Origin of the sequence: Luteibaculum oceani, assembly GCF_007995015.1 — a bacterium.
GTDB lineage: Bacteria > Bacteroidota > Bacteroidia > Flavobacteriales_D > Luteibaculaceae > Luteibaculum > Luteibaculum oceani.
The window spans coordinates 254663-279035 of the sequence record NZ_VORB01000002.1 but is presented as its reverse complement, the minus strand read 5'-3'; the positions used below and the strand labels follow the sequence as shown (position 1 = coordinate 279035).

The window sequence follows — 24373 nt, the reverse complement described above, 5'->3', positions numbered from 1 at the left end:
CATGGTTTATAAAAGCCATAACATGCTAGAAATATTTACCCAGCCTGAGGCATGGATTGCCTTACTTACGCTTACTTTCCTAGAAATAGTTTTAGGCATCGACAATATAATTTTTATTTCGATGGTATCTGGAAAGCTCCCCAAAGAACAACAGCCAAAAGCGAGAATGGTTGGACTTTCACTTGCATTAATAATGAGGTTGATCTTGCTTAGTATGATTAGCTATATAACCCAGTTAACGCAGCCCATTACTGAGTTGTTTGGATACGCCATAACTTGGCGCGATTTAATACTTTTTGTTGGAGGATTATTCTTAATTGCTAAGTCTACAAAAGAATTACACCACAAAGTAACGGATGTGGAACACGAGGTTACCGCTAAGGCATATAACTCGTTTGCCAAGGCAATTTTTCAAATTATAGTGCTTGATTTGATATTCTCCTTCGATAGTATTCTAACCGCCATAGGCTTGACAGATCAACTCATTCTTATGATTATTGCTGTAATCATATCCATAATTATCATGATGGTTTTCGCTGGAAAAATTTCCGACTTTATCAATAAGTACCCCACACTACAAGTGCTAGCGCTTTCCTTTTTAATATTGATAGGGTTTACTCTGATTTTGGAGGTTGAAGCTCTGGGTATCCATATTCCAAAAGGCTATATTTACTTCGCGGTTTTCTTTTCACTAGCCGTAGAAACCATCAACATTAACGCAACCAAAAAAAGAAAGAAAAATGAAGCTAGCGCTTAAATTAATTGCTTTAAGCACCATCCTGCTTGCTGTAGGTATTAATGCCAAGGGCCAAACCTATTTAAAGCAGAGAAGTAAAACCTTCCTGATTAAATCAGCCAATATCATAAAGGAGTCTCACAAATTTTTGGGAGACATGGAAAAGCAACAATTAGATGGAACCTTTGACCAAGCTGTAATGCATCAGCGCTATGCCAGAAAGCTTTTTTTAGATGGTGAGTTTCTAAATGCAATGCACCACTCTGATTACGCTAGAAGGTTAGCTTTTAACGTATACCATGTAAAAAACGATGTTAAACCTAAACACTGGGAATACGGAGCTAGCGAAAAGAGTGCCATGAAAAACTTGCCCATGAATAATGAACTAGATCGCCGCTTAATGGATGCTTATCCAAAATTGGTATTCGACGATTTACCTTATTTAACTGACGATAAACTTTACGATTTAGAATTCAATGATCCTAAGTACTAAGGTTAAACTCATTCAATTAGCTGCGCTCGGTATTTTATCGGGCGTTTTTTTTGGGTGCAGCGACCCCCGAAAATCGACAAAGGATAAAGCACAAAAAACGGAGATTAAAAAGCCTGCTCCTAAAAAGAAAAAGGAAGAAAAAAAGGCATTTTTTCTCAACAATGAAAATGCTCCGAAGTTTTTGGGGGAATATTTTAAAAAGAACCCGGAAAGGGATTTTGTAATTTCCACTAAATACGGTGAAATTGAAATAAGACTCTCTGATAAAACCCCTATCCACACCGGAAACTTCTTGTATCTGGTAAAAGAGAAACAGTATTACGACTCCACCCTTTTTTATCGGGTTGCAGAAGACTTTATTATCCAGGGCGGAGACGCGGACAACTACCTAATTTCTGGACGCAAGTATTCCATTGGAGAATACGCTTTACCACAGGAAATTTCTCCTGACTTATACCATAAACCCGGAGCTGTAGCCATGTGCAGACATTACGATAATAAAAATGATGGTTTAAGTGTTAGCTATGATTTTTACATAGTAATTGGTAAAAAAGTAAGCGAACTGGCACTTCAGCGTTTGGAAAGAGAAAACAACATCACTTTCACATCACAACAAAGGAAGTTGTACAAAACTACAGGAGGAACCCCGCATTTAGACGGTAAACACACAGTATTTGGTCATGTTACCAGCGGTATGGATGTAGTTGAAAAAATTTCGAAATTACCCACAGATTCGCAGGATTGGCCTGATGAAAATGTATTTATGAAAGTTAAAATCAAACCCTAAAAATGAAAGCAAAATATCTAAGTTTAGGAGCTGTAGCCCTTTTGTTATTCGGATGCAAGGACCAAGCATCCAGCTTAAATTATCCCGAAACTAAAAAAGTAGATTCTACTAAAACCTACTTTGGAGAACAAATTGCAGACCCCTACGCCTGGCTCGAAGACGATTATAGTGAGGAAACCATGGCTTGGGTCGATCAACAAAATCAATTAACTCAATCCTACCTTAAAGATATCCCTCAACGTAAAAAGCTTGTAGAAATGCTTCCCAAATATTGGGATTATGAGCGCTACAGTTCACCTAAAAGAACCAAAGCTGGACTGGTATACAGTTATAACGACGGTAAAATGAACCACTCGGTTCTAAAGTTGATCAAGGACGGAGAGGAATCGGTTTTACTGGACCCCAATACTTTTTCAGAAGATGGAACGGCTTCGCTAAACGCCTGGAGTGTATCTAAAGATGGAAAATATCTGGCCTACGGAGTTTCCGCTTCTGGATCCGATTGGGTTACTATTAAGGTTAAAGAAATTAGCACAGGCAAACAATTACCTAACGAGATAAAATGGGTGAAATTCTCGGGCATTACCTGGGATGAAAAAGGCTTTTACTATGCTTCTTTCCCCGCTCCTAAAGAGGGTAATGAGTATTCTGCCAAGAATGAATACCACAAAATCTATTACCACAATTTAGCGGAGAATAAAAGCAGTTTAGTTTTCGAGGATAAAGAAAATGCGCAAAAAACCTTTGGAGCAGAACTTGATGATGACAAAAAATTCCTTTTCATCTACGGATCTCAAAGCACCAGTGGCAACAACGTGCTTTTCAGAGAAAAAGGTAAGACGGATTTCACTACCATGGTTAGTGGGTTCGACAATGACTTTAACTATCTAGGAAACTGGAATAAAGGTTTTCTTTTTATTACCAACGCAAAAGCGCCCAACAACCAAATTATTTGGGTGGATCCAAATAATCCTGACAAGCAAAACTGGAAAGTTATTGTAGAAGAGAAAGAATCACTGCTCCAAGGCGCTAAACTCACTCATAAAGGATTGGTTTTAAACTACTTACAAGATGTGGTTAACAAGCTTTATTTGTTAAATCTAGAGAATAACGAGTTGTCGGAGTTGGCCCTACCAGGAATGGGGAATATTGGTGGTTTACGCTTTGATAAGGAACAAAAACATTTGTATTTCACCTATGAAGGGTATGTAAATCCGAATAGCGTTTATGTGTATAAGGATTTTACGAAAAAACCAGAGCCGTTTAAGGAGGTACAACTTCCATTCAACCCAGCGGATTACACCGTAGAACAAAAATTCTACAACTCAAAAGATGGCACAAAAATTCCCCTATTCTTGGTCATGAAAAAGGGACTGAAAAAATCACCGAACACCCCTTGCTTTCTCTATGCCTATGGAGGATTTAATATATCTATACAACCACATTACAAACCAGATCGCATGGCCTTTTTAAATGCTGGTGGTATTTACGCTGTAGCCAATATTAGAGGTGGAAGCGAATACGGTGAGGCTTGGCACCAAGCAGGAACCAAGATGAACAAGCAGAATGTTTTCGATGATTTCATCGCTGCTGCAGAATATCTTCAAAAGGAAGGATACACATCTAAGGAGAAAATGGCGGTTCACGGTCGTAGTAACGGAGGCTTACTTATTGGAGCCGTGTTAACACAAAGACCAGATTTATTTGCCGTTGCACTTCCAAAAGTTGGGGTTTTAGACATGCTTAAATACCATGAGTTTACCATTGGATGGGCATGGGCAGGAGATTACGGAAGAAGTGATGAAAGCAAGGAAATGTTTGATTACCTAAAAGGATACTCCCCCATTCACAATGTGAAGGAAATCGAATATCCCGCTACAATGGTAATTACAGGAGATCATGATGACAGGGTTGTACCTGCACACTCTTTCAAGTTTGCAGCAACTTTGCAGGCGCATCAAAAAGGAAACGAACCCATTTTACTACGCGTAGATAAAAACGCTGGCCACGGAGCTGGAAAACCCGTAGAAAAACAGGTAGAAGAATTCGCCGACCAATGGGCATTTGTCATGCAACATGTTGGCATGAAGCTATAACAAAAAAGGGACCACGAGGTCCCTTTTTTTTTATGCAATTACAATTGAGCTATGGTCTAACCACTTTTCCATTAATAATGTAAGCGCTGGGATTTTGAGCTCTTAGATTATAGGCATTTGCCATACTTTCCCCGTAGGCCCCTGCACTGTATATAGCCAGCAAGTCCCCTCGCTTAGATTTCGGTAAAGGCATCTCTTTTCCAAAGCAATCGGTCGACTCGCAAATGGGGCCTACCACATCGTAATTTTGCTCTGCAGCTTCGGAACTAAGATTCTCTATAAAATGCTGTGCCTGATACAAGGCTGGACGCATTAGCTCCGTCATTCCAGCATCTACAATTAGAAAATCCTTGGTTTTACCTAATTTCTCATACAATACCTTGGTAATTAATTGACCACATTGCCCTACCAAGGATCGTCCCAATTCGAAATGAATTTCTTGGTCTTGATCTGCTTCTAAAAGCCCATTTATAGTTTCGAAATACAATTGGAAATCGGCGTGAGGGTTATCCTTTGGATTAACATAATCAATCCCTAATCCCCCTCCTAGGTTTAAAACATCGGGTTTCCAACCGTATTGCTTACAATTCTCATTTATCTCATTAACGCGTAGACAAAGGTTTTTAAAGGCCTCCATGCGGGTAATTTGCGATCCAATATGAAAATGTAGACCGCCCAACTTAATATGCTTTAGGTTTTCAGTAAGCTGAATTATCTCTTGGATATCTTCCGCGCTAACCCCAAATTTATTTTCGTTTAGCCCGGTAGTGATATTGGCATGTGTGTAGGATTTTACATTTGGATTTATCCTAATGTTCACCTCCGCTATTGCATTATACTTTGCGGCTAACTCGTTCAGAACTTCTAACTCTTGAACCGACTCCACATTAAATCTACCAATCCCAATTTCTAAGGCATCGGTAATTTCTTTATCGCTCTTCCCTACTCCAGCAAAGACAATGGCTTTTGGATCGAATCCACTTTGAAAAGCCTTTTTAACCTCATTACCACTAACACAATCTGCACCAAAACCTGCTTTTACAATTTCGCGCAGCACCATATCATTGGTATTGGCTTTCATTGCGTAATGCACGTGATAACCAAATCTATCTGCCTGAGTTTTGCACGCCGATAAAGAGGCGTTAAGCAAATCGAGATCGTAGAGATAAAAAGGAGTGTCGTAGGCCTTTAATTTATCTATATATGCTCTCAAACCCTAAAGTTTAAAGATTTCCTTATTAAAACTTTTTAATGCCGCCTGTTTGTATTCCGTCGGAATCAGAATACTCACGTTATGCTTACTTCCACCGTATGAAATCATTCGGATGGATACATCCTTTAAAGCGTGCATTACCATATTGGCCACTCCTTTCTGATCTCCAATGGAATTCCCCACAACAGATACAATACTTAGCTGATCATCTACCTCTACCATTCCGTAGGTTCGTAAATCATCTACAATCGCATCTAGATTGGTTGTATCGTCAATGGTAACTGATACAGCTACCTCAGAAGTGGTAATAAGGTCTATAGGTGTTTTATAACGTTCAAAAACTTCGAAAATAGCCCTTAAAAAACCATAGGCCATAAGCATGCGGCTCGACTTAATTGTAATGGCTACAATACCATCCTTAGCTGCTATTGCCTTAATTTTCCCCTTTTCACTATCTGAAGAGATTAGGGTACCCTCGGCATCAGGTTTAAGCGTATTTTTAAGTTTTACTGGAATGTTTGCAAAGCGAGCAGGTAAGATACTTGATGGGTGAAGGATCTTGGCGCCAAAATAGGCAAGCTCCGCTGCCTCATCATAGCTTAATCTAGATATTGGTTTTGTAGGCTCCACATATCTTGGATCGTTGTTGTGCATCCCATCTATATCCGTCCAAATCTGAATTTCAGTGGCCGAAATAGCAGAACCAATTAAACTTGCGGTATAATCGCTTCCTCCCCTTTTAAGGTTGTCTATTTCTCCAAATGCATTTCTACAAATAAAGCCCTGGGTAATGAATAGGCTTTTAGAAGCCATATCCTTTAACTGATTACCCAATTTCGACTTGATGTAATTTATTTCTGGTTCTGAATCCTCGTTGATTTTCATAAAATCCAAAGCGGGAATCAGAGCAGCATCTTTACCTTGTTCAGAAAGCAAAAGGTGAAACAACTTGGTGCTTAAAAGCTCACCTTGAGCAAGCACCGTTTTTTCCATGCGTGGATTATACTCTCCAAGAGCCACCTCTCGCAAGTAGGAAAAATGCTCGTCGATTACCTCATTACCAGATTTTATAAAGTCTTTTTTCTCAAAAAGCTCATCTACTGTTTTCTTATAATCCTGCTCTAGCGCCCATAGTAATTCTTGAGCCGCAGATTTATTGCCTTGATTTAAATAACTACAGAGGGAAACCAACTTATTGGTTGTTCCTGCCATAGCCGATAAAACAACTATTTTGTTGCCAGGGTGTTGCATTAAAATGTCAGCAACGTGTTTCATACGCTCAGCCGAACCAACTGAGGTACCACCAAATTTTAAAACTTTCATAACTAATTGTTGGGGGCGCAAATGTATCCGTTTTTGTTGTTTACTAGACATTTAGCTTAGGGAATTCGGGTTATTAAAAATTTAAAGTGAATAAGCCATTTTCCTCCCCACAAAAAGGGAAAGGGATAGCACTATCTTAAATGAAAATTCTTCGCCTATGCCTCGCACTAAAAAAACCAAGAAATTATTTGTTCTGGATACCTCGGTAATCCTACACGACCACAGGTCTATTCACGAATTTGAAGAGCACGATGTAGCCATACCCATTATGGTTTTGGAGGAGCTTGATAACTTTAAGCGAGGAAATGAATCAAAAAATTTCGAAGCACGTGAGTTTATTCGAATAATAGATAGGCTTTCGGAGAAAAACACCTTAAATAATTGGATCACGCTAGATCAAAAGCGACAAAGTAGATTTAAAATCCACTTTACAAAAAAGATGGAATCTACCGCCGAGCGATCTATGGGACAAAAAGCGGATCATAAGATATTAGATGCTGCCCTGGAGCTACAGGAAGAAAATAAAGACCGAATAACGGTACTTGTTACTAAGGATATAAACTTAAGATTAAAGGCCAAAGCACTTGGACTACAAGCGGAGGACTACGAAACGGGCAAGGTAAAGGTAGAAATGGAAACCTTTAAAGGTATTGAGACCATTAACGATGCCGACCCCGATGCGATCCGACAAGTATTTAAAGACAAAGTAAGCGACGACCTCACTGTGCTTAATGGTAATGTTAAAAACAACCAGTTTTACATCGTTAAAAACGGTTCCTCATCGTTACTGGCATACTACAACCCGTTAAACGAGTCAGTAGAACGCGTAGAAAAGCAGTTTGTATACGGTATTAAACCAAAAAATGCCGAACAAGCTTTTGCCATTCACGCCTTAATGAACAACAACATTAAACTGGTTACCATTACCGGAGTTGCGGGTACGGGAAAAACACTCATTGCACTTGCTTCGGCGCTAGAGCAACGCAATAATTACAATCAAATAGTATTGGCTCGCCCCATAGTTCCTCTTTCGAATAAGGAAATTGGTTTTTTACCAGGATCAGCGCACGACAAGGTAAATCCTTACATGGCTCCATTATGGGATAACTTGAGCTACATTAAAAATCAGTTTAAAGAAACGGAGAAAAAATACCAGCAAATAATGCAAATGCAGGAAGAAGGAAGAATTGTTGTTTCCCCCTTAGCATTTATAAGAGGTAGGTCCCTTACTGATGTTATCTTTATTATCGATGAGGCTCAAAATTTAACCCCTCACGAAGTAAAAACCATAGTTACCCGTGCAGGAGACAATACCAAATTGGTGTTTACTGGGGATGTAAGGCAGATTGATACTCCTTACCTAGATGAACACAGTAATGGACTTACGTATTTAATAGACAGATTACAAGGACAAGACTTGTATGCACATATTCACTTAGAAAAAGGAGAACGCTCCGAATTGGCTAATTTGGCCAACGAAATGTTGTAAGGAAATTGATATGAGTATTGTTGGGATTCCCGTTTTAAAATTGGAAGATTTTACCGGAGGAAGTGAGCAAAAAAGAAATGAATTCATACAAAATATAGGTAAGGCCTATACCGAAATAGGATTTGCCGCTATTGAGGACCACGGAATATCCAAAAAGCAGATTTCCGAACTATACAGTGCGGTAAAAGCGTTTTTTAAGCTTCCAGAAAACATTAAGAAGCAATATGAAATTGAAGGAATTGCGGGGCAAAGAGGGTTTACCAGCTTTGGGAAAGAGCACGCAAAAGACTCCAATGTAGGAGATTTAAAAGAGTTCTACCATTTTGGACAAGAGATAGACTCCAAACATCCAGATTACAAAAACCACCTTCCAAATGTTTACTGTGAGCAAGTTCCTGAATTTAATGAACGGTGTATTGCTATTTATAGAGACTTGGAAGCCATGGGCGCCAAAATTTTAAGAGCAATTGCTATTTACCTGAATTTGGATGAACATTTTTTCGATTCTCACATATTTCACGGTAATTCCATTCTACGCCCCATACACTACCCTCCTATAACTAGCGCACCAAAAGATGCAGTAAGAGCTGCAGCCCACGAAGACATAAATCTTATCACCTTATTAATTGGTTCTAGTGCCGATGGTTTACAAGTGCTAAGCAAAAACAATGAGTGGATAGATATTAAGGCTGGGGAAGAAATGATTGTAGTAAACGTTGGGGATATGCTTCAACGATTGACAAATGGCAAATTATCATCGACAACGCACCGTGTAATTAATCCACCTCGTGAAAAATGGAGCCAACCAAGATTTAGCATTCCATTTTTTCTACACCCTCGTCCTGAAATGCCATTGAATGCACTCCCAAATTGCGTAACTCCAGGAAATCCTAAAATATGGGATGACATCACCGCTGGCGATTACTTAACACAACGACTTAAAGAGATAGGTTTACTTAAGTAAACATTCGTCTAAACAGACCACATTCACACCCCACAACACCTATCTTTCATACATCCAATCCACTCACCTTATCTCCGAATAAAATTTGGACAGAACTATAATTGGCTAAATATCAGTTGATTATAAAGGTTAATTAATATTAGTTTTAACGCTTTATAGGGTAAATTTTAATGCTATTTTTGCCTTATGAGCGATCAGGGATTCATAAGCAGGTTACAAAAGTTAATAAGCGATGAGGGACACACGCCAAGTTCCTTTGCAAATAAGATAGATGTTCAGAGATCAACCCTTTCACACTTGTTAAATGGACGTAATAAACCATCGGTAGATTTGTTATTAAAGATTCATAAACACTACCCTGAATACAGCATGGATTACCTTATTTTAGGTAAGTATAGCGCCAAACCAAAGGAGTTCATAAATGAGCAAAATCTGTTTACAGCAGAAAACAAAAATGAACAAGATTCTACAACTACAAACGATACACTTGTAAACTCAGATCCTGCGACATTTGTATACAAAGAACTTGTGGTACTTAATCCTGATGGCACCTATACTAGATACAAAGCAGTTTAGTACACTCCTATTTAAAATTCTAAATTTGCCAGCTTAAAATACAGCAGTTTGAGCGCATTACTAGAAGAGATAAATAAACGGAAGACCTTTGCTATCATCAGTCACCCCGATGCAGGAAAGACTACTCTAACCGAGAAGTTCTTATTATTTGGAGGAGCTATTCATACTGCAGGTGCCGTTAAATCAAATAAGATAAAGAAGACAGCAACCTCCGATTTCATGGAAATCGAGAAGCAAAGAGGGATATCCGTTGCAACCTCTGTAATGGGGTTTGAGTATAAGGACACCTTAATAAACCTACTTGATACACCGGGTCACAAGGATTTTGCCGAAGATACCTACCGAACCTTAACTGCCGTAGACAGTGTTGTTCTGGTGGTTGACTGTGTTAAGGGTGTTGAGGAACAAACTGAGCGTTTAATGGAGGTGTGTAGAATGCGCGACACCCCAGTAATGATCTTTGTAAATAAGTTAGACCGTCCAGGGAAGGATCCATTCGATTTGTTAGATGAGCTTGAAACCAAGCTAGATATAAAGGTTAGACCATTGACCTGGCCTATAAATATGGGCGAGCGTTTTAAGGGAGTTTACAATGTTTACGACAATAACCTACTGTTGTTTTCTGTAAACAAAACAAAAGTTGCTGATGACCAGGTATTGATAGAGGATTTAAATGATCCAAGATTAGTAGGATTAATTGGCGAGGAGGATGCAGACCAGCTTAGAGAAGATATAGAATTAATTAACGGGGTTTACGAAGACTTTGATGCCAAGGACTACGAAAATGCCCGTATTGCACCTGTTTTCTTTGGATCTGCTGTCAATAATTTCGGGGTTAAAGAATTGCTTGAAGCCTTTGTACGCTATGCCCCTACTCCTGTTAGCAGACCGACAAATCAGGGAGAAATCGCTCCAACCGATAAAAAGTTCTCCGGATTTGTATTTAAAATCCACGCCAACTTAGACCCAAAACACCGCGATCGCATTGCGTTTCTTCGCGTTTGTAGTGGAACTTTCGAACGTAATAAATTCTTTCACCACGTTAGGCTAGGTAAAAAATTACGCTTCTCTAACCCTGCTTCTTTTATGGCTCAGCGTAAAGAAACCGTTGAGGAGGCCTATGCTGGAGATGTAATTGGATTATACGACACTGGGAATTTTAAAATTGGCGACACCCTTACAGAGGGTTCTGATTTTATGTTTAAGGGGATTCCTTCCTTCTCTCCAGAGATATTCAGGGAGCTTTTAAACAAGGATCCCATGAAAACTAAGCAGCTAGAAAAAGGTATAAGACAGCTAACAGAAGAAGGTGTTGCTCAGCTATTTATAATGAATTATGGTTCTGCAAAAATAGTTGGAACTGTTGGAGAATTACAGTTCGACGTTATTAAGTATAGATTGGAACACGAATACGGAGCGAAGTGTGAGTTTGTAGCTAAGTCATTCCATAAAGCTTGTTGGATCACCAGCGATGACCAAAAGAAACTAGACGATTTTAAGCGAGTTAAAGGAAACTTTATGGCAAAGGACAAAGATGACCTTGATGTTTTCCTTGCCCAAACTCCATGGATACTAAAGGTAGAACAAGAAAACAATCCAGATATTAAATTCCATTTCAATAGTGAATTTAAGTTAGCTGATTAAGAATTGTTAATCCCCCCTCCTTATTGGAGATGAAGTTTATTTTTGAAACCACTAATTGTACCCTATGAAAAAATTATTGCTCGGTTTTCTTTCACTATTTATCGGTGCTACTGTTTTCGGACAGTTAAGTAATTACAAATACACCTTTAAAATACAGGGAGCAAAGGACACCATTTTCCTTGCCAACTACTTTGGTAAACAGCTTTATTACAACGATACCGCTGTTGCCGACAAAAACGGAACTTTTATTTTTTCTAAAAAGAGAAGCATTAAGCCTGGAAAGTTTGCTATTGTCCAACCGGGTAAGATGTATTTCGAGCTAATCATTAACGAAGCAGAGTTCACCTTTAAAGGAGACACCAGCAACCTGATTGGAAATATGCAGGTGGAAAATTCTTTGGAGAACCAATTGTTCTATCAATACATAAAATTGATTAACAATAAGAAAACCGAAATAGAGGCGCTAAACAAAAAGTACCAAGCAAGTAAATCAGAAAAGGAGAAAAAGAAATTGTCCGATGAAATCACGGCAAAGAACAAAGAGGTAATCGATTTTCAGAAAAAGATGATTGCGGACCACCCTACTGCTCTTATTTCTGAAATTGTAAAGATGTCCATGGACATTGAAATTCCTGAACCACCTAAAAATGAAGATGGAAGTATAGATTCCACTTTTCAATATTACTATTACCGCGATCACTACTGGGACAATACCAATTTGAACAATGATGCATTGGTAAGAGACCCTTCTTACATTAAAAAGTTAGAGACCTATTTTGATAAGGTTGTTCTGCAACATCCAGACACTATTTCTAGATATGCCGACAAATATATCTCCCAGCTAGATCCTGAAAGCGAAATGTTTAAAATCACGGTAAACTGGTTAATAAACCATTACAGCAGATCTAAAATTATGGGGATGGATGCCGTGTACATCCACATGGCCAAGAATTACTATATGACAGGAAGAGCCTATTGGGCGGATTCTGCTACGGTAGCCAAATTAACCGAAAAGGTTATTGCCGCTAGTCCAACGTTAATTGGAAAAAAAGCACCTGCCATCACCTTATTTGATACTACCGGTAACAGGCTGGTATCGCTATACTCGGTTAAGGCTAAGTATACGGTTCTGTATTTCTGGGACTCCACCTGTGGGCATTGTAAAAAAGCTACTCCAAAACTTAAAAAGATATACGAAGAACTACATAAGTACGGTGTAGAGGTTTATGCTGTTGGAGGTGAATTAGAGACTGACTCTTGGAAAAAATACATTAAGAAGAATGAACTTCCATGGATTAATGTTTCGGATACTCCCGAGCGTCCAAATGGTTTTAGAACGGTGTACGACATCTTTGCTTATCCTAAGGTTTTCTTACTAGATGAAGACAAGAAAATTATTGCTAAGCAAATCGGAGTGGTACAACTTGGAGATATATTACTCGATAAGCTTAAGCTGAAAGGGCAAATAGACTTTGGTTTTGAGCCTGCTGATGAAGATGATGAGGCGCATTAATCATCTAACTGAAATTATAGAATTTAAAAGCCATCCTTAACGATGGCTTTTTTTATTTAATTAGGCAGAAAACTCCCATATGGGTCATTTGCCAGATTCCTTTAATCATTACATAGAAAACGGGTGCATGCGCTGCAAGTATGGCGCAACCCCTGATTGCAAAGTAAATAGCTGGCGGAAAGAAATACTGCTTTTACGAGAGATCATTCAACAAACCGAGTTGGAGGAATCCATTAAATGGGGAGTACCATGCTACATCCTAAAGGATAAAAACGTGTTGAACATAAGTGCTTTGAAAAGCGCTGCATGTATTGGTTTTTTCAAAGGTGCCTTAATAGAATCCCAATCTACTCTACTTGAAGCCCCTGGGGAAAATAGCCAGGCCGTACGTTTAATAAAATTCACATCGACTAAGGAAATAAAGGATAACGCAAAGGAAATATTGCGCCTTATTAATTTAGCTATAGCAATTGAGAAAGAGGGAAAGAAGGTTGACTTCAAGAAGGAGTCTGAACCCATTCCGGAGGAATTAATGCAAGCCTTTGAAAATAATCCAGCCTTTAAAACGGCATTTTACAAACTGACTCCAGGAAGACAAAGGGGTTACTTACTGCATTTTAATCAAGCGAAACAAGCTGCAACCCGTGTAAAACGGATAGAACGATATACAGTCAAAATACTTGATGGGCTTGGGTTTCACGATTAATAAGCATCATGCTCCTACAATCCAAAATAGATTTTTGCTACTTTGGCATTCAACCAAATTTATGTGCCATGAGCAAAGTAATTAAATGGGCTCTCATTATTGTAGGAGCCTTAATTGTAATCGGTTTTGTAGGTTTTAATATTCTTAAAAAGCAAACCAAAAAGCACAGTCCAGAGGCCGTAGAGGTTATAGCCATTAACGATACAGAAGTAGAGGTGAAATACTGCCGCCCCTTTAAGAAAGACCGAGAAATTTTTGGTGGACTTGTTCCTTATGGAGAAGTATGGAGAACGGGTGCAAATGAAGCAACAAGATTTAAGACCAATCAGGACCTTACCATAAACGGTAAAACATTAAAGGCTGGAGAGTACACGCTTTGGACTATCCCAAACAAGGATCAATGGGACATTATTTGGTCTAAAAAACTATATGATTGGGGGGTTGACTTTTCCGCCAAAGCGGCCCGCGAACCTAAGCATGACGCTCTAAAAGTATCAGTTCCTACAGAAGAGTTACCCCAGACTGTAGAACAATTCACCATTAAATTTAGCGACGATTTAACCATGCATTTAATGTGGGACAAAACAAGAGTTTCCGTTCCATTGGCATCATCTTAAAGGATTTGATGTGAAATAAAAAAGGCTGCCAAATGGCAGCCTTTTTTATTTAGTTGATTATCATCTTTTTCGGTGGAACATCCAGTCCATCCCCCGATATCACCACCAGATAATAACCTGGAGGTAAATGATCTAGCTTCAGTTGCTTCTCGTACTCGCCTTCCTGCTTAATCGTTTCGTGGACTAGTTTTCCAAGGGCGTTGTATACCTTTATTTCCGCGTTGGAATCATAGTCTCCAAAATTAAGCGTGCTTATACCCTTGCTTGGATTTGGGTATAATTTAATGGTTGTATTTTCAATTCCTGCATCAATTGCCGGCTCGGTTAAAGTAATATTAATAGGTGCAGAAATAGCAAAATTGTCAATTGCAATATCACTATAATAGCCACTACCCGTTGTAGCCATGAATCGCACCCTTATGTTGGAGTTGGTATATTGATAAATGGTTATGCTCTGCTTTCTCCAGTAATTACCTTGGTTTCCGGATCTTGACCATTTGTCCACCCACGAATTTCCTCCATCATCCGAAATTTGCATTTTCAAATTCCCCATGGTGGATCCGTACATGTGATAATCAAAGCTAATTACCAGGTCGAAGGGCATCAATGCATCTTCCCATCCTCTTGAGGTTCTAATCATCGGTTCTAAATCGAAACAAGGACTTACAAATCCAGCTGTTTTATTATACTGACCTGAAGCTTCTACATACATATATTTTAAACCCGAAGATGCTGCTGAAGGACCAGTGGAAGAACTTGGAGTACTCCCCTGGCGGGCGGTCCAGCTTATATCATCGTTGGTTTCTTGAGTCCATCCATGAATATTAGTTTCAAAATTTTCGTAATAAGGAAACACCTCCTCTGTTTTAGTACAAGGTGCACTTTGCACTCGAATATTATCTAAAGCCATATCACTTGTTACACCAGATCCTGTGGTTCCGACAAAACGCACTTTAAGAGAGCTAGAGGCGTATCTTCCTAGATCAACTACACCCTCAATCCATGGCTCTTGATGCGTTAAAGCCAATTCATAATCTGGGGTGAATCCAGGATCTATAACCTCTCCTATCCTATCCAAATAGCTTATTTGTGGCCCGTTGGACTGGTCTCCAGATTTGTACCAAACATTATAACTCCAAGTCTGCCCGCCATCTTCACTAACCTGTACCGCCAAAGTTCCCATATTGGCGCCATACATATGATAATCGAAACGCAACTCAGGACTACTCATATTGCTCACATCAAAACATGGGCTTTCTATAATGGCCTTTGCATAAGCCGGGGTTGGATAGGAAGATTCTATGTAAACATAGTATGATCCGTGTGAAGCTGAAGATGGTCCTGTACCCACCGTTGGTGTTCCGTTTGAATGCACTTTCCAATCGGTATCGTCACTGGTGGATTGACTCCATAAACCAATGTTATTGAATGAAAAGGTCTCTCTGTACATAAAGTTTGTTACCGTTACAGGACATGCACTTTTTGCACCCACTGCAATATAATCAATGGCAACATCACTGGTATAACTTGAACCCGTACTTACGTGCAACCTAATTTTTACCTGGTTAGATTTAAAACTTGATAAGTCTACAGATGCATCTAGCCAAACATTTCCTTGATTTCCGGATTTAGTCAAAACTCCCGTCGTCCAGTTTGCTCCACCATCAGAGCTAACATCAATGCGTAAAGTACCCATAGCAGATCCATACATGTGATAAGAGAATCTAAACTCTGGGCTGGCAACACTTGTTAAATCGAAACAAGGAGATTCGAATATTGCCGTTTTTGATGGATAATTAGGGCTTGAAGACTCTGTATAGATGTAATAATTACCTTCCTTGGCGGAACTTGGCCCAGTAGCTGTAGAAGGTGTTGACCCTGTTCTTCTCGTCCAATCAAAATCATCGCCCGAGGCATTAGTCCAGGCACCTAAACTAGCTTCAAAACCCTCGGAATAAGGGAAATTACTTACTGTTGCGACACAATTCCCTCCTCCTTGATTACATCCTAAATTTTGTCGTTGATTTAAAGCGCTGTACGCCACACTGTTATATTGGCCGGTGGTTAGCACATTTCGGCAAGATTTTCGCGAGTATGACATGATGTTATTCTCATCGGGTACATAAGTATCGCCATTTGCATCTTGCTCATTAGCGGTGTATTGACAAGCTGTATTCACCTTTCCACTAAGATTAGGATCCGCAGGGGTATCACAGATGTAATCTCCCTCTGTTGCACAATTAGATCCATCTACCAACTCATTAGGTGTTCCTCCATGGGTATGTCTCAGTGAGAAAAAGTGACCCACCTCGTGGATTAAAGTTGAACCGTTAAGTGCACAACTATTTTTCATTAGAATTCTATCCGGCCCGCCAGGATAATAAGCGTAACCACAATAACTACTAGAACCACTCATTACGGTATTCGCATAGTAAATGTTAATTACATTGGGAACTTCGTGGGCCGAAGCCAATGCAGATTCTTGGGATGTCTGAAAATCATAATAGGTGTCGTCATCAATGAAATTTACCGAAGAGCATTCGTAGAAATCGATATTAGCATTGGCGTAGTAGGTGTTTAGTTCATTCATCAAATTGGGAATCTCCGCTGGATCCAATCCTCCTGTGCCATTTGATCGCCTTATAATATGATGTTGAACCGGCAAACTACGCTGCGATTTCTGAGTAAAATCGACTGTAAATTGCTGTCGAGATTTTAACGTTGAAAGGAAGATTTGTTCTTGGGCTGGACTCATTTTTGAGCCGCATTCTTCAGTGAGCTCCTGGGCATAGATTGGGTGGGATAAAATTCCGCCCAAGCCTAGAAGCATCAAGCATTTTGAAAGCTTATTCATAGTGTAGGGGATTATTTATTTTGCAGGAATTTAACAAAATATACGCCTTGAAGTACTTTTTTAGTTCAGTTTTAATCTATTAAAACTGATTTTCCTAGTAATTACAATTGTTTTAAAAGGTATAGTTCACTTGCTATTCATTACTTTTACCCACCATAAATTACCACTACCCACCCCATGAGAATTTTCTTATTTATTGTAGGTCTAATAATTTTTTCCACCACCCATGCCCAAAGAATTAAGCGAAAGAAGGAGTTTAAAAAAGGTGAATTTATTGAATACCAATACTTTAAGAATGAGAATAAAGAAATCGTAAAGCACGGCACCTACGAGCATTTTTTATTTTATTCCTCGGAAAACAAAGTCTGCATAGAAAAGGGCTTGTATATAGACAACGAAAAGAAAGGAAACTGGACCTATTACGATGTAAGTGGAGATAGCATTTTTGGGTATAACTTCACGAATGATAAAATCACTTTTATCAATTTAGAAAGTAAATTTACTTACCCTACTTACTATTTCAACGGTATGGGAAGATTTGGCAGTTGCCATTATTACAGTCAGGAACGCTATCCGGACGAGCAAAATATATACCCACCTATACCACTCGGCAATTACACCGATTTTTACGATTGTATTTATAAATCCTTGATCAAGGCCATGCAGGAAGATGGATTTTACGCGTCTAACCTACGAGATTTCTTTTGGCAGGAAAATCATGTGGGGTTTATAGAATTCTCCATCGATGCATATGGCAATACCGAAAAATTGAAATTGATAGGCATCCCAGATTCCTATAAAGAGCGCATGAAAGAGCTTATTTTAGAGGAAGATTTAAGATGGATTCCAGCCATACAAGCAAATGGAAAAACCACCTTTTACAATTTTAGAATACCATTTATTGCAGGATTTATAAAGGATGAAGTATACGGGGATCGTGCTCAGTATTACTCCTTTTCCTTGTTTAACAAACCAGAGGAATACAAGTGGTACAACAAGGAAAACTATTATCGAGCCTTTAATATAGAGGAGGATTAAAAATCGAACTCGAAGTCGTCTTCGGCTTCCTCCTTAGCATTAATTAAATCCTCAAAAAACATATCCAGCTGATCCTTAGTAACATTTGGCATACAGATGATATGTGAAATATCGCCTTCGGTAGCCAACTGCCACTTTTCCCTGATTGTTTTAGGGACTTTGGGAATTACAACGGTTAATGCTCCGGGGTTTCGCCAGGCGTTAAGGCCTAAATCCTTTAATCTGGCCTCGCAGTATTTCGCCATTTCCAAACCGTGCTGATAGCGCGCTTTCATTCCCTCTAAGCCTAGCTTTTTAAGGGCATACCAAAGAAATAAAGGACTGTGACCATTTCTGGAGCCAGTTATGGTAGTGTCCGAAGAGCCTATATAGGAAATACCATGAGCGATGCGATCTCTATTTGATTTTTTCGCCACAATAACCCCTGAAGGAATTGGACAACCAATAAACTTATGACCACTGATAGATATGGAATCAGATCCATCTTTAAAATCGAAAGGCAATTTGGGTTCCATAAAAGCACCAAAAGAACCTGCTAGCGCTGCATCACAGTGAATGTAATGGTCTTGTATCGCTAGGTTTTTTATGATGGATTTAATCTTAGAAACGTCATCCTTAGCTTCTTTCATTGTGGTTCCAAACGTAGCCAGCACGATGACGGGCTTATGACGGTTCATTTTTATGGTATTCTCAAAGTCCTCATAATCCATTTCTCCATTTTCCTGAGATCGAATTACTATACTTGGAATATTTAAAAGGTGAATGTTCTTTTTAACTGAGTAATGGGTTGATTCTGAATAATATACTATCCCTTTGGGATGCAATTCACGAGCTAAATACAAACCATAAAGGTTACTTTCAGATCCTCCATTGGTTACGTATCCCCAATAGTCTTTTGGATTAGCTCTAAACAGCTTGGCGAAAAAACCTATAACTTCTCGCTCTAGCGGGTGGGTCTCAACCTTATAAGTACCCTCCTCAAATGGATCACCGATGTTATTGATGGCTAGGGAGAGAAAATCTGCTATTTCTGAATAATCGAAGTCTCTTGCTACCGGATACCCAATGCAAAATTCACTTGCGTTTTCAGTTTCCTTCTTTAGTTCAGTGATTCTTTCTCTATCCGCTGGTTTTAGCGATTTCAATACCTGTTCCATACTTACCTTCTAAGTGGTGCAAAGGTATCATCTTAATTCGGCTCTAACTGTACTTTTTCCATTTCATCCTGCAGATGATGTCTTTGAAGATAGCCTAACACTATACTTTGCGTGTCGGGGTCATTAATCTGCGGCTGAATAAAGTTGGCATACTCCTCTTCTTCTATTTCCATTGACATAAATCCGTAACCTGCATAAATGCCATTTTCCAGTTGCACTACCGCCTTTTCATCTTCGGTTCTACCCTCCAAAACGATAAACTCCTGGTCTAAATTTGGTTTTTGCTGGTTTAAAGCATCTCTAACTCTTTCATTATAATCTTTTACAGATTCTTTTCCAGCGCATACCCCTCTACATGCATCATGGTTTATCACCTCGGCATTTTTCTTCAGGGGTTGCATTGCTTGTTGGTGAATGCATAACTCGTACTCATCTATGAAATCTTGAATAAAACGGTATGCTGCACTTCGATTGGTAAATTGAATGTAGGGTTCGCGCGGTCGACCTACGAGCACTCCCAATTGAAGAATTCCCTTTTGGTTTTCATAAACAGCCAAGTTTAAAAGCTTGGTATACCTTTTCTGAGCACTATTGTATTTAGGATAATAGCGTTTAATGTCGTGCGTTTCCATCAGGAAACTCAAAAGCTCATTTCCACTCAATTGACACCGTATATCTGCAATCTCCAACTTCATATTAATGGATTTGGCCGCTTTACTGGTGAAATGGGAAGTAACTCGCTGCTTTATATTAAGGGCCTTTCCCACGTAGATTACTTTCCCAGATTTATTTAAGAAATGGTAAACTCCCGGACATTCGGGTAGACTATTAAACAATTCGAAATCGATGTTAGTAGGTAGCGTTGCTCCACGTAATCGGGGATTAAGCATTTTGTTGAGCTCCGTTTTATTCGCATCCTTTTTAAGACAACGACGCAGCAACTCCACCGTAGCTTCGGCATCACCTCGGGCCCGGTGTCTGTCGGTAATTTGAATTCCCAAATCGCGGCAAATATTCCCAAGACTATAAGATTGATGATCTGGAAAAACCGATTTAGCGTAGCGGACAGAGCACAGTTTTTTGCGCTTAAAACTTTTTCCAGCCTCTCTAAACTCGCGTTCTACAAAGGAGTAATCGAAATTCACATTGTGGGCTACAAATACGCAGCCTTGCGTAATTTCATCAATTTTATCTGCGATTTCCGAAAAATCAGGAGCCTCATCCACCATGGAATTGTCTATCCCTGTTAATCGAGTTATGCTATACGGAATCTTACAATGCGGATTTACTAGCGATGTATACTCATCCAGCACCTGTATCCCATCCGTTATAAAAACAGATATCTCCGTTATTCTATTAAAAAGACCCGAAAAACCAGAGGTTTCAATGTCGATTACTGCGTATTTCACAAAACAATTTTAGGCTAAAGAAATTTAGCGGTCCTCAATCTATTTACGGTGAATTCAAATTATTGTTTTCCAGCTTGGAAGCCAGTCTCCCGATTAACTAAAATTAGTTTAAAAACACGAAGGCAAATCTCGATTAATGGACTTCCAAAAGCACTGGTAAATTGAATATTAAATCCGTATTAATTGGAGGAAATTTGCACCAAGTTTATCACCTATGAAGCACCTTATTATTTTCCTATCACTAGGCCTATTTCTTATTGTTAATCAAGAGTCTAAGGCCCAACTGAGCGCATGGCAGCACAAAATTCCAATTAAGATTTCTAACAACCAAAATGTAGCCAAAAGCAACTACAGTCATTTGTTACTCATTGACACGCAAAGCTTGGTTGGAGACAATAAAATGGCTACCGATGGAAAAGACATTAGAATTGCGATGGATTGTGAAGGAAACGCTGTAATTCCTCACTTTTTAGAGTCTGGAATTAATACAACTAACACCAAATTATGGTGTCTTTTACCAGAAATTCCAGCTGCTTCCGACACCGTTATTTATCTTTTTTATGGTAATGCTGGTGCAGCAGACGTATCGGATTTCGACGCAACTTTCCCCAATCAATTACTCATTGAAACAACAGACACTCTAACGGGCTTAATCGCTGATTCGGTGTGGGAATACAACTACATTAAAATTGCTGAAGACGTTCTGGTTAAGTTCGATCCTACCCTAAGCTTGCCCTGGCAATTGCGTTTAACCGCGAGTAAAATTGAGATTTCAGGAACCCTTAATGGGGCGGGATTTGGATATCCTGGGACCATTTATGGCGATGGACAAGGACCTGGAGGTGGAACCATGGAAATAACTGGAGGAGGCGGTGGTGCCTACGGTGGTGACGGTGGCGATGGGTCTTATGGAAGTAACCAAACCTCTGCAGGGGTTGGTGGGACTGCATACGGAACTGCCTCAGGAAGAGATATTGAACCGGGATCTGGCGGTGGGGCCGCTGGTCTTGTTGGAGGTGGAAACCCAGGCGCTCCAGGAGGAATTAAATACGTTATCCGTTGTCAGGACCTTACGGTAAATGGAAAATTAATCGCCGATGGATTACCTGGATTAAGTACACAAGCATCGTATAGCCCCGGTGGAGGTGCTGGAGGGGGTATCCTTATAGAAACCCGATTTATTTCTGGAACCGGAACCATAACGGCAAAAGGCGGTCGCGGAGGTGATAGCGACAGAATTTATTACGCCGGTGGCGGAGCCGGTGGAGGCCGAATAAAGGTGTTTTACTCAGAAAGCAACAACTTTACTGGCAACCTGAAGGTAGACGGTGGTAGAGCTGGTATTGGAGGTATTACTGAGGCTCAAGATGGAATGTCAGGTACCATACATAATGCTCAGGACACTTTTAAAATTGCTACCGAAATTTTGGACAATTCGTTTGGAATTGATCTCATATCTACTATTCGTTGTGCTGAACAGGATATTACTTTGAGCGCAACCCCAGGAGCTAGCAATTATAATTTCAAGGTGGAGGGTGCTTCGGTTCAAAATGGAAGCAGCAATCTGTTAACAGTTAAGTTACCAGAAGGTAGATACGCCATTACAGCAACGGTAACCGTGGGGACATGTACTTTAGAAACAGATCCTTATGAATTATCTGTAAACCCCAATCCTACTCCATCCTTTGGCTTTATGGTAACTACCGTTGGGTTTTGCGACGGTGACAGCTTATTGGCCTTACCCATAGTAGAAAGTGGCAGTACCATAGCCTGGATCCACAACCAAACGGATACAACCTATACACAGCAGGATTTTTATATCAAAGAAGGTGGAGCTTACCAATTACACGAAATCAATGCAAATGGGTGCACAGGAACCAGCCTAGGACAAACGGTTGAGGTATTTCCTACCCCCGAGAATGAAATAAACCTATTGGATACCACCTATTGCACCGGGGATTCTATTCGTTTTTTCGAACCCAATGGCCTTGAGGTTATTTGGGAAAGAGCGGGTAGTGTGCTAGCTCATAAGAACGAATTATGGATTTCTTCACCCGGAAAATACGCCGCAACAGTCGTTACACCGAAAGGGTGTTTATCAGAAAAAAGATTTTTCAATGTTGCTGAACTTCCAGTTCCCAATGCAATTCTGGAAAATAAAACTGGTCCCTTTGTTTGTAAAGGGGTAAATGCACAACTCAGTCTCTTAGGTACGGAAAGTACCGATTCAATTGTGTGGTTATACAATGGCGTGGAAATTCCAAATGAAAATTCTACCGATTTATTTCCTGGTGCCCCAGGAACATACAGTGCTACCGTATACAACGAATTAGGATGCAGCAGCACTACCGTACTTGAAACCCTCGGAGAGTTTGCTCAACCTCAATTCGATATCGACGGGAGTTTAAGCATTTGCGAGGGAGAATCGAGAGAATTCCTTGTGAATTTACCACCCGAAAGCACCTTTAAATGGGTATTAAGTAATGGGCCTAACAATAGTGTAGACAGCCTAATTAAAATAGGTTACAGCACAGAGATATACCTGGTAGCATACAACGCATTCGGATGTTCGGACACCAGTAATACCGAAGAATTAAGGGTAAATGAAACTCCGGAGGCTACTTTAGATCTAAGTAACACAGACACGGAGCTTTGTGAGGGAGAAAGTACTACCATAACAAGTAGCAGTACTGGATTTTTCAAGTGGTACAAGAACGGAAGTCCTTTTAACGAAACCGATCTGGTTTTACAAATAAGTGACGCGGGCTATTACGCTATAGAAATATCCAATGCGGCAGGATGCTCAAACCTAAGCGACAGTGTAGTAATTAACGTAAATCCCAATCCGGTTCAGCCAAGCATCACTCAATCTGGCGACACGCTATTTGCCAATCCAGCTGGGGTATTACACACGTGGTACAAGGATGGAAACGTAATTGCTGGAGCCACCCAGTCTTTCTTTCTTCCTGATACGAATGGAACCTACACCGTAATCTCGGAAAACCAGTTTAACTGTCTTTCGGAGGAATCAGAACCATTTAATTTCAGTCCAACCACAGGAATAAAAAGAAAGGAGGCCTTTACTTTTGAGTTGTATCCAAATCCAAACAATGGGGCCTTTACCATAACCGCTGAGCTTGCATTTAGCATACAGGTGTTAGATATGACGGGTAAAGCAATTTATGCAGATGCAAAAAATACGCTGAAAAAAGAAATTGAATTATCAGTGGCACCTGGTTTATACACTGTTTTGGTTATGGATGGAAAAGGCAATAGCATCGCGAAACAAGTTGTATTGAGGTAGTTTTTAATAGTCAGTCTTTGCAAAAGGTCATCCAATTATGGGTGACCTTTTTTTGGTGGAAGGGACTACACCATATTTCTTTCTAAATGATGTCAATCCGCACCAGTTTACTGAAAACGGTCAACGCTAATCAGGGATGTACAATGTACAACTACTGACCACTAACCACTGACCACTAACCACTGACCATTAACTACTGACCATTAACCACTGACCATTAACTACTCACCCTTCACCCCCTGCTCCTAACCCTTAAACAAAAAATTTTCCAGTCCATGTAAAAGCGATTTTTTTCCGAAATACATTTGTGCCGTGCAATCTTTGATTAAACATTTCGGTCTTTTTATTTTCCTTATAGCCATTGGCTTTCTGGGTAAATCGGCCGTTCATAAAATCGAAGGGCCCTACCCATTAAAACATGGAAATAGCGGTAACATAATTACTGATCTGGAGT

The 24373-nt window shown here is 39.7% G+C and carries 18 protein-coding genes; 13 read left to right on the top strand and 5 right to left on the bottom strand.

From position 1 onward, the window contains the following. Positions 1-22: 22 nt before the first annotated feature. The 4 genes from FRX97_RS03245 to FRX97_RS03230 are packed head-to-tail and all read left to right on the top strand — an operon-like array spanning position 23 to position 4112. Positions 23-757 carry a TerC family protein gene (locus tag FRX97_RS03245; protein WP_147013339.1) on the top strand — a complete coding sequence of 245 codons (735 nt, stop codon included), beginning with the start codon at positions 23-25 and terminating at the stop codon, positions 755-757. Further along, positions 741-1229, top strand: a complete 489-nt coding sequence (locus tag FRX97_RS03240) for a hypothetical protein (protein WP_147013337.1) — start codon at positions 741-743, stop codon at positions 1227-1229. Before FRX97_RS03245 ends, FRX97_RS03240 begins: the two co-directional genes overlap by 17 nt. Next, complete coding sequence (locus FRX97_RS03235) at positions 1213-2016, top strand: peptidylprolyl isomerase (RefSeq protein WP_147013335.1); 804 nt, start codon at positions 1213-1215, stop codon at positions 2014-2016. Before FRX97_RS03240 ends, FRX97_RS03235 begins: the two co-directional genes overlap by 17 nt. Before the next feature lie 2 nt (positions 2017-2018). Beyond that, entirely contained in the window at positions 2019-4112 is a 2094-nt protein-coding gene (locus FRX97_RS03230) for a prolyl oligopeptidase family serine peptidase (RefSeq protein WP_147013333.1), read from the top strand. A 49-nt stretch (positions 4113-4161) separates the two neighbouring features. On the opposite strand, the gene lysA is transcribed toward FRX97_RS03230, so the two are convergent. Continuing rightward, complete coding sequence (gene lysA, locus FRX97_RS03225; RefSeq protein WP_223266548.1) at positions 4162-5325, bottom strand: diaminopimelate decarboxylase; 1164 nt, start codon at positions 5323-5325, stop codon at positions 4162-4164. A 3-nt stretch (positions 5326-5328) separates the two neighbouring features. Then, positions 5329-6648 carry an aspartate kinase gene (locus FRX97_RS03220; protein WP_147013331.1) on the bottom strand — a complete coding sequence of 440 codons (1320 nt, stop codon included), beginning with the start codon at positions 6646-6648 and terminating at the stop codon, positions 5329-5331. A gap of 157 nt (positions 6649-6805) precedes the next feature. On the opposite strand from FRX97_RS03220, the gene FRX97_RS03215 reads away from it, so the two are divergent. From FRX97_RS03215 to FRX97_RS03185, 7 genes are all read left to right on the top strand, one after another. Continuing rightward, positions 6806-8137, top strand: a complete 1332-nt coding sequence (locus FRX97_RS03215; protein ID WP_147013329.1) for a PhoH family protein — start codon at positions 6806-6808, stop codon at positions 8135-8137. 10 nt (positions 8138-8147) lie between these two features. Beyond that, the gene (locus FRX97_RS03210) at positions 8148-9101 is read left to right on the top strand and encodes an isopenicillin N synthase family dioxygenase (protein WP_147013327.1); all 954 of its coding nucleotides are present in this window, start codon (positions 8148-8150) and stop codon (positions 9099-9101) included. Between the two features lie 186 nt (positions 9102-9287). Further along, on the top strand, positions 9288-9677 hold the full coding sequence (locus tag FRX97_RS03205; protein ID WP_147013325.1) for a helix-turn-helix domain-containing protein: 390 nt from the start codon (positions 9288-9290) through the stop codon (positions 9675-9677). A gap of 48 nt (positions 9678-9725) precedes the next feature. After that, positions 9726-11321: a peptide chain release factor 3 gene (locus FRX97_RS03200; protein ID WP_147013323.1), complete on the top strand. Its 1596-nt coding sequence runs from the start codon at positions 9726-9728 to the stop codon at positions 11319-11321. 64 nt (positions 11322-11385) lie between these two features. Beyond that, the gene (locus FRX97_RS03195; RefSeq protein ID WP_147013321.1) at positions 11386-12834 is read left to right on the top strand and encodes a TlpA family protein disulfide reductase; all 1449 of its coding nucleotides are present in this window, start codon (positions 11386-11388) and stop codon (positions 12832-12834) included. Between the two features lie 79 nt (positions 12835-12913). Next, complete coding sequence (locus tag FRX97_RS03190; protein ID WP_147013319.1) at positions 12914-13540, top strand: YdeI/OmpD-associated family protein; 627 nt, start codon at positions 12914-12916, stop codon at positions 13538-13540. A gap of 68 nt (positions 13541-13608) precedes the next feature. Next, on the top strand, positions 13609-14157 hold the full coding sequence (locus tag FRX97_RS03185; protein WP_147013317.1) for a DUF2911 domain-containing protein: 549 nt from the start codon (positions 13609-13611) through the stop codon (positions 14155-14157). 49 nt (positions 14158-14206) lie between these two features. Here the strand turns inward: FRX97_RS03185 and FRX97_RS03180 are convergent, their stop codons facing one another. Beyond that, the gene (locus FRX97_RS03180) at positions 14207-17011 is read right to left on the bottom strand and encodes a T9SS type A sorting domain-containing protein (RefSeq protein WP_147013315.1); all 2805 of its coding nucleotides are present in this window, start codon (positions 17009-17011) and stop codon (positions 14207-14209) included. A 177-nt stretch (positions 17012-17188) separates the two neighbouring features. On the opposite strand from FRX97_RS03180, the gene FRX97_RS03175 reads away from it, so the two are divergent. Beyond that, positions 17189-18049 carry a hypothetical protein gene (locus tag FRX97_RS03175; RefSeq protein ID WP_147013313.1) on the top strand — a complete coding sequence of 287 codons (861 nt, stop codon included), beginning with the start codon at positions 17189-17191 and terminating at the stop codon, positions 18047-18049. On the opposite strand, the gene FRX97_RS03170 is transcribed toward FRX97_RS03175, so the two are convergent. Then, positions 18046-19206, bottom strand: a complete 1161-nt coding sequence (locus FRX97_RS03170; protein ID WP_147013311.1) for a histidine decarboxylase — start codon at positions 19204-19206, stop codon at positions 18046-18048. The genes FRX97_RS03175 and FRX97_RS03170 overlap by 4 nt on opposite strands. A 32-nt stretch (positions 19207-19238) precedes the next feature. Next, on the bottom strand, positions 19239-20615 hold the full coding sequence (locus FRX97_RS03165; protein ID WP_147013309.1) for an exonuclease domain-containing protein: 1377 nt from the start codon (positions 20613-20615) through the stop codon (positions 19239-19241). A gap of 214 nt (positions 20616-20829) precedes the next feature. Here FRX97_RS03165 and FRX97_RS03160 point away from each other — a divergent pair, with 214 nt between their 5' ends. Beyond that, positions 20830-23919, top strand: coding sequence for a DUF2341 domain-containing protein (locus FRX97_RS03160; protein ID WP_147013307.1), 3090 nt, complete (start codon positions 20830-20832; stop codon positions 23917-23919). Positions 23920-24373: the final 454 nt, after the last annotated feature.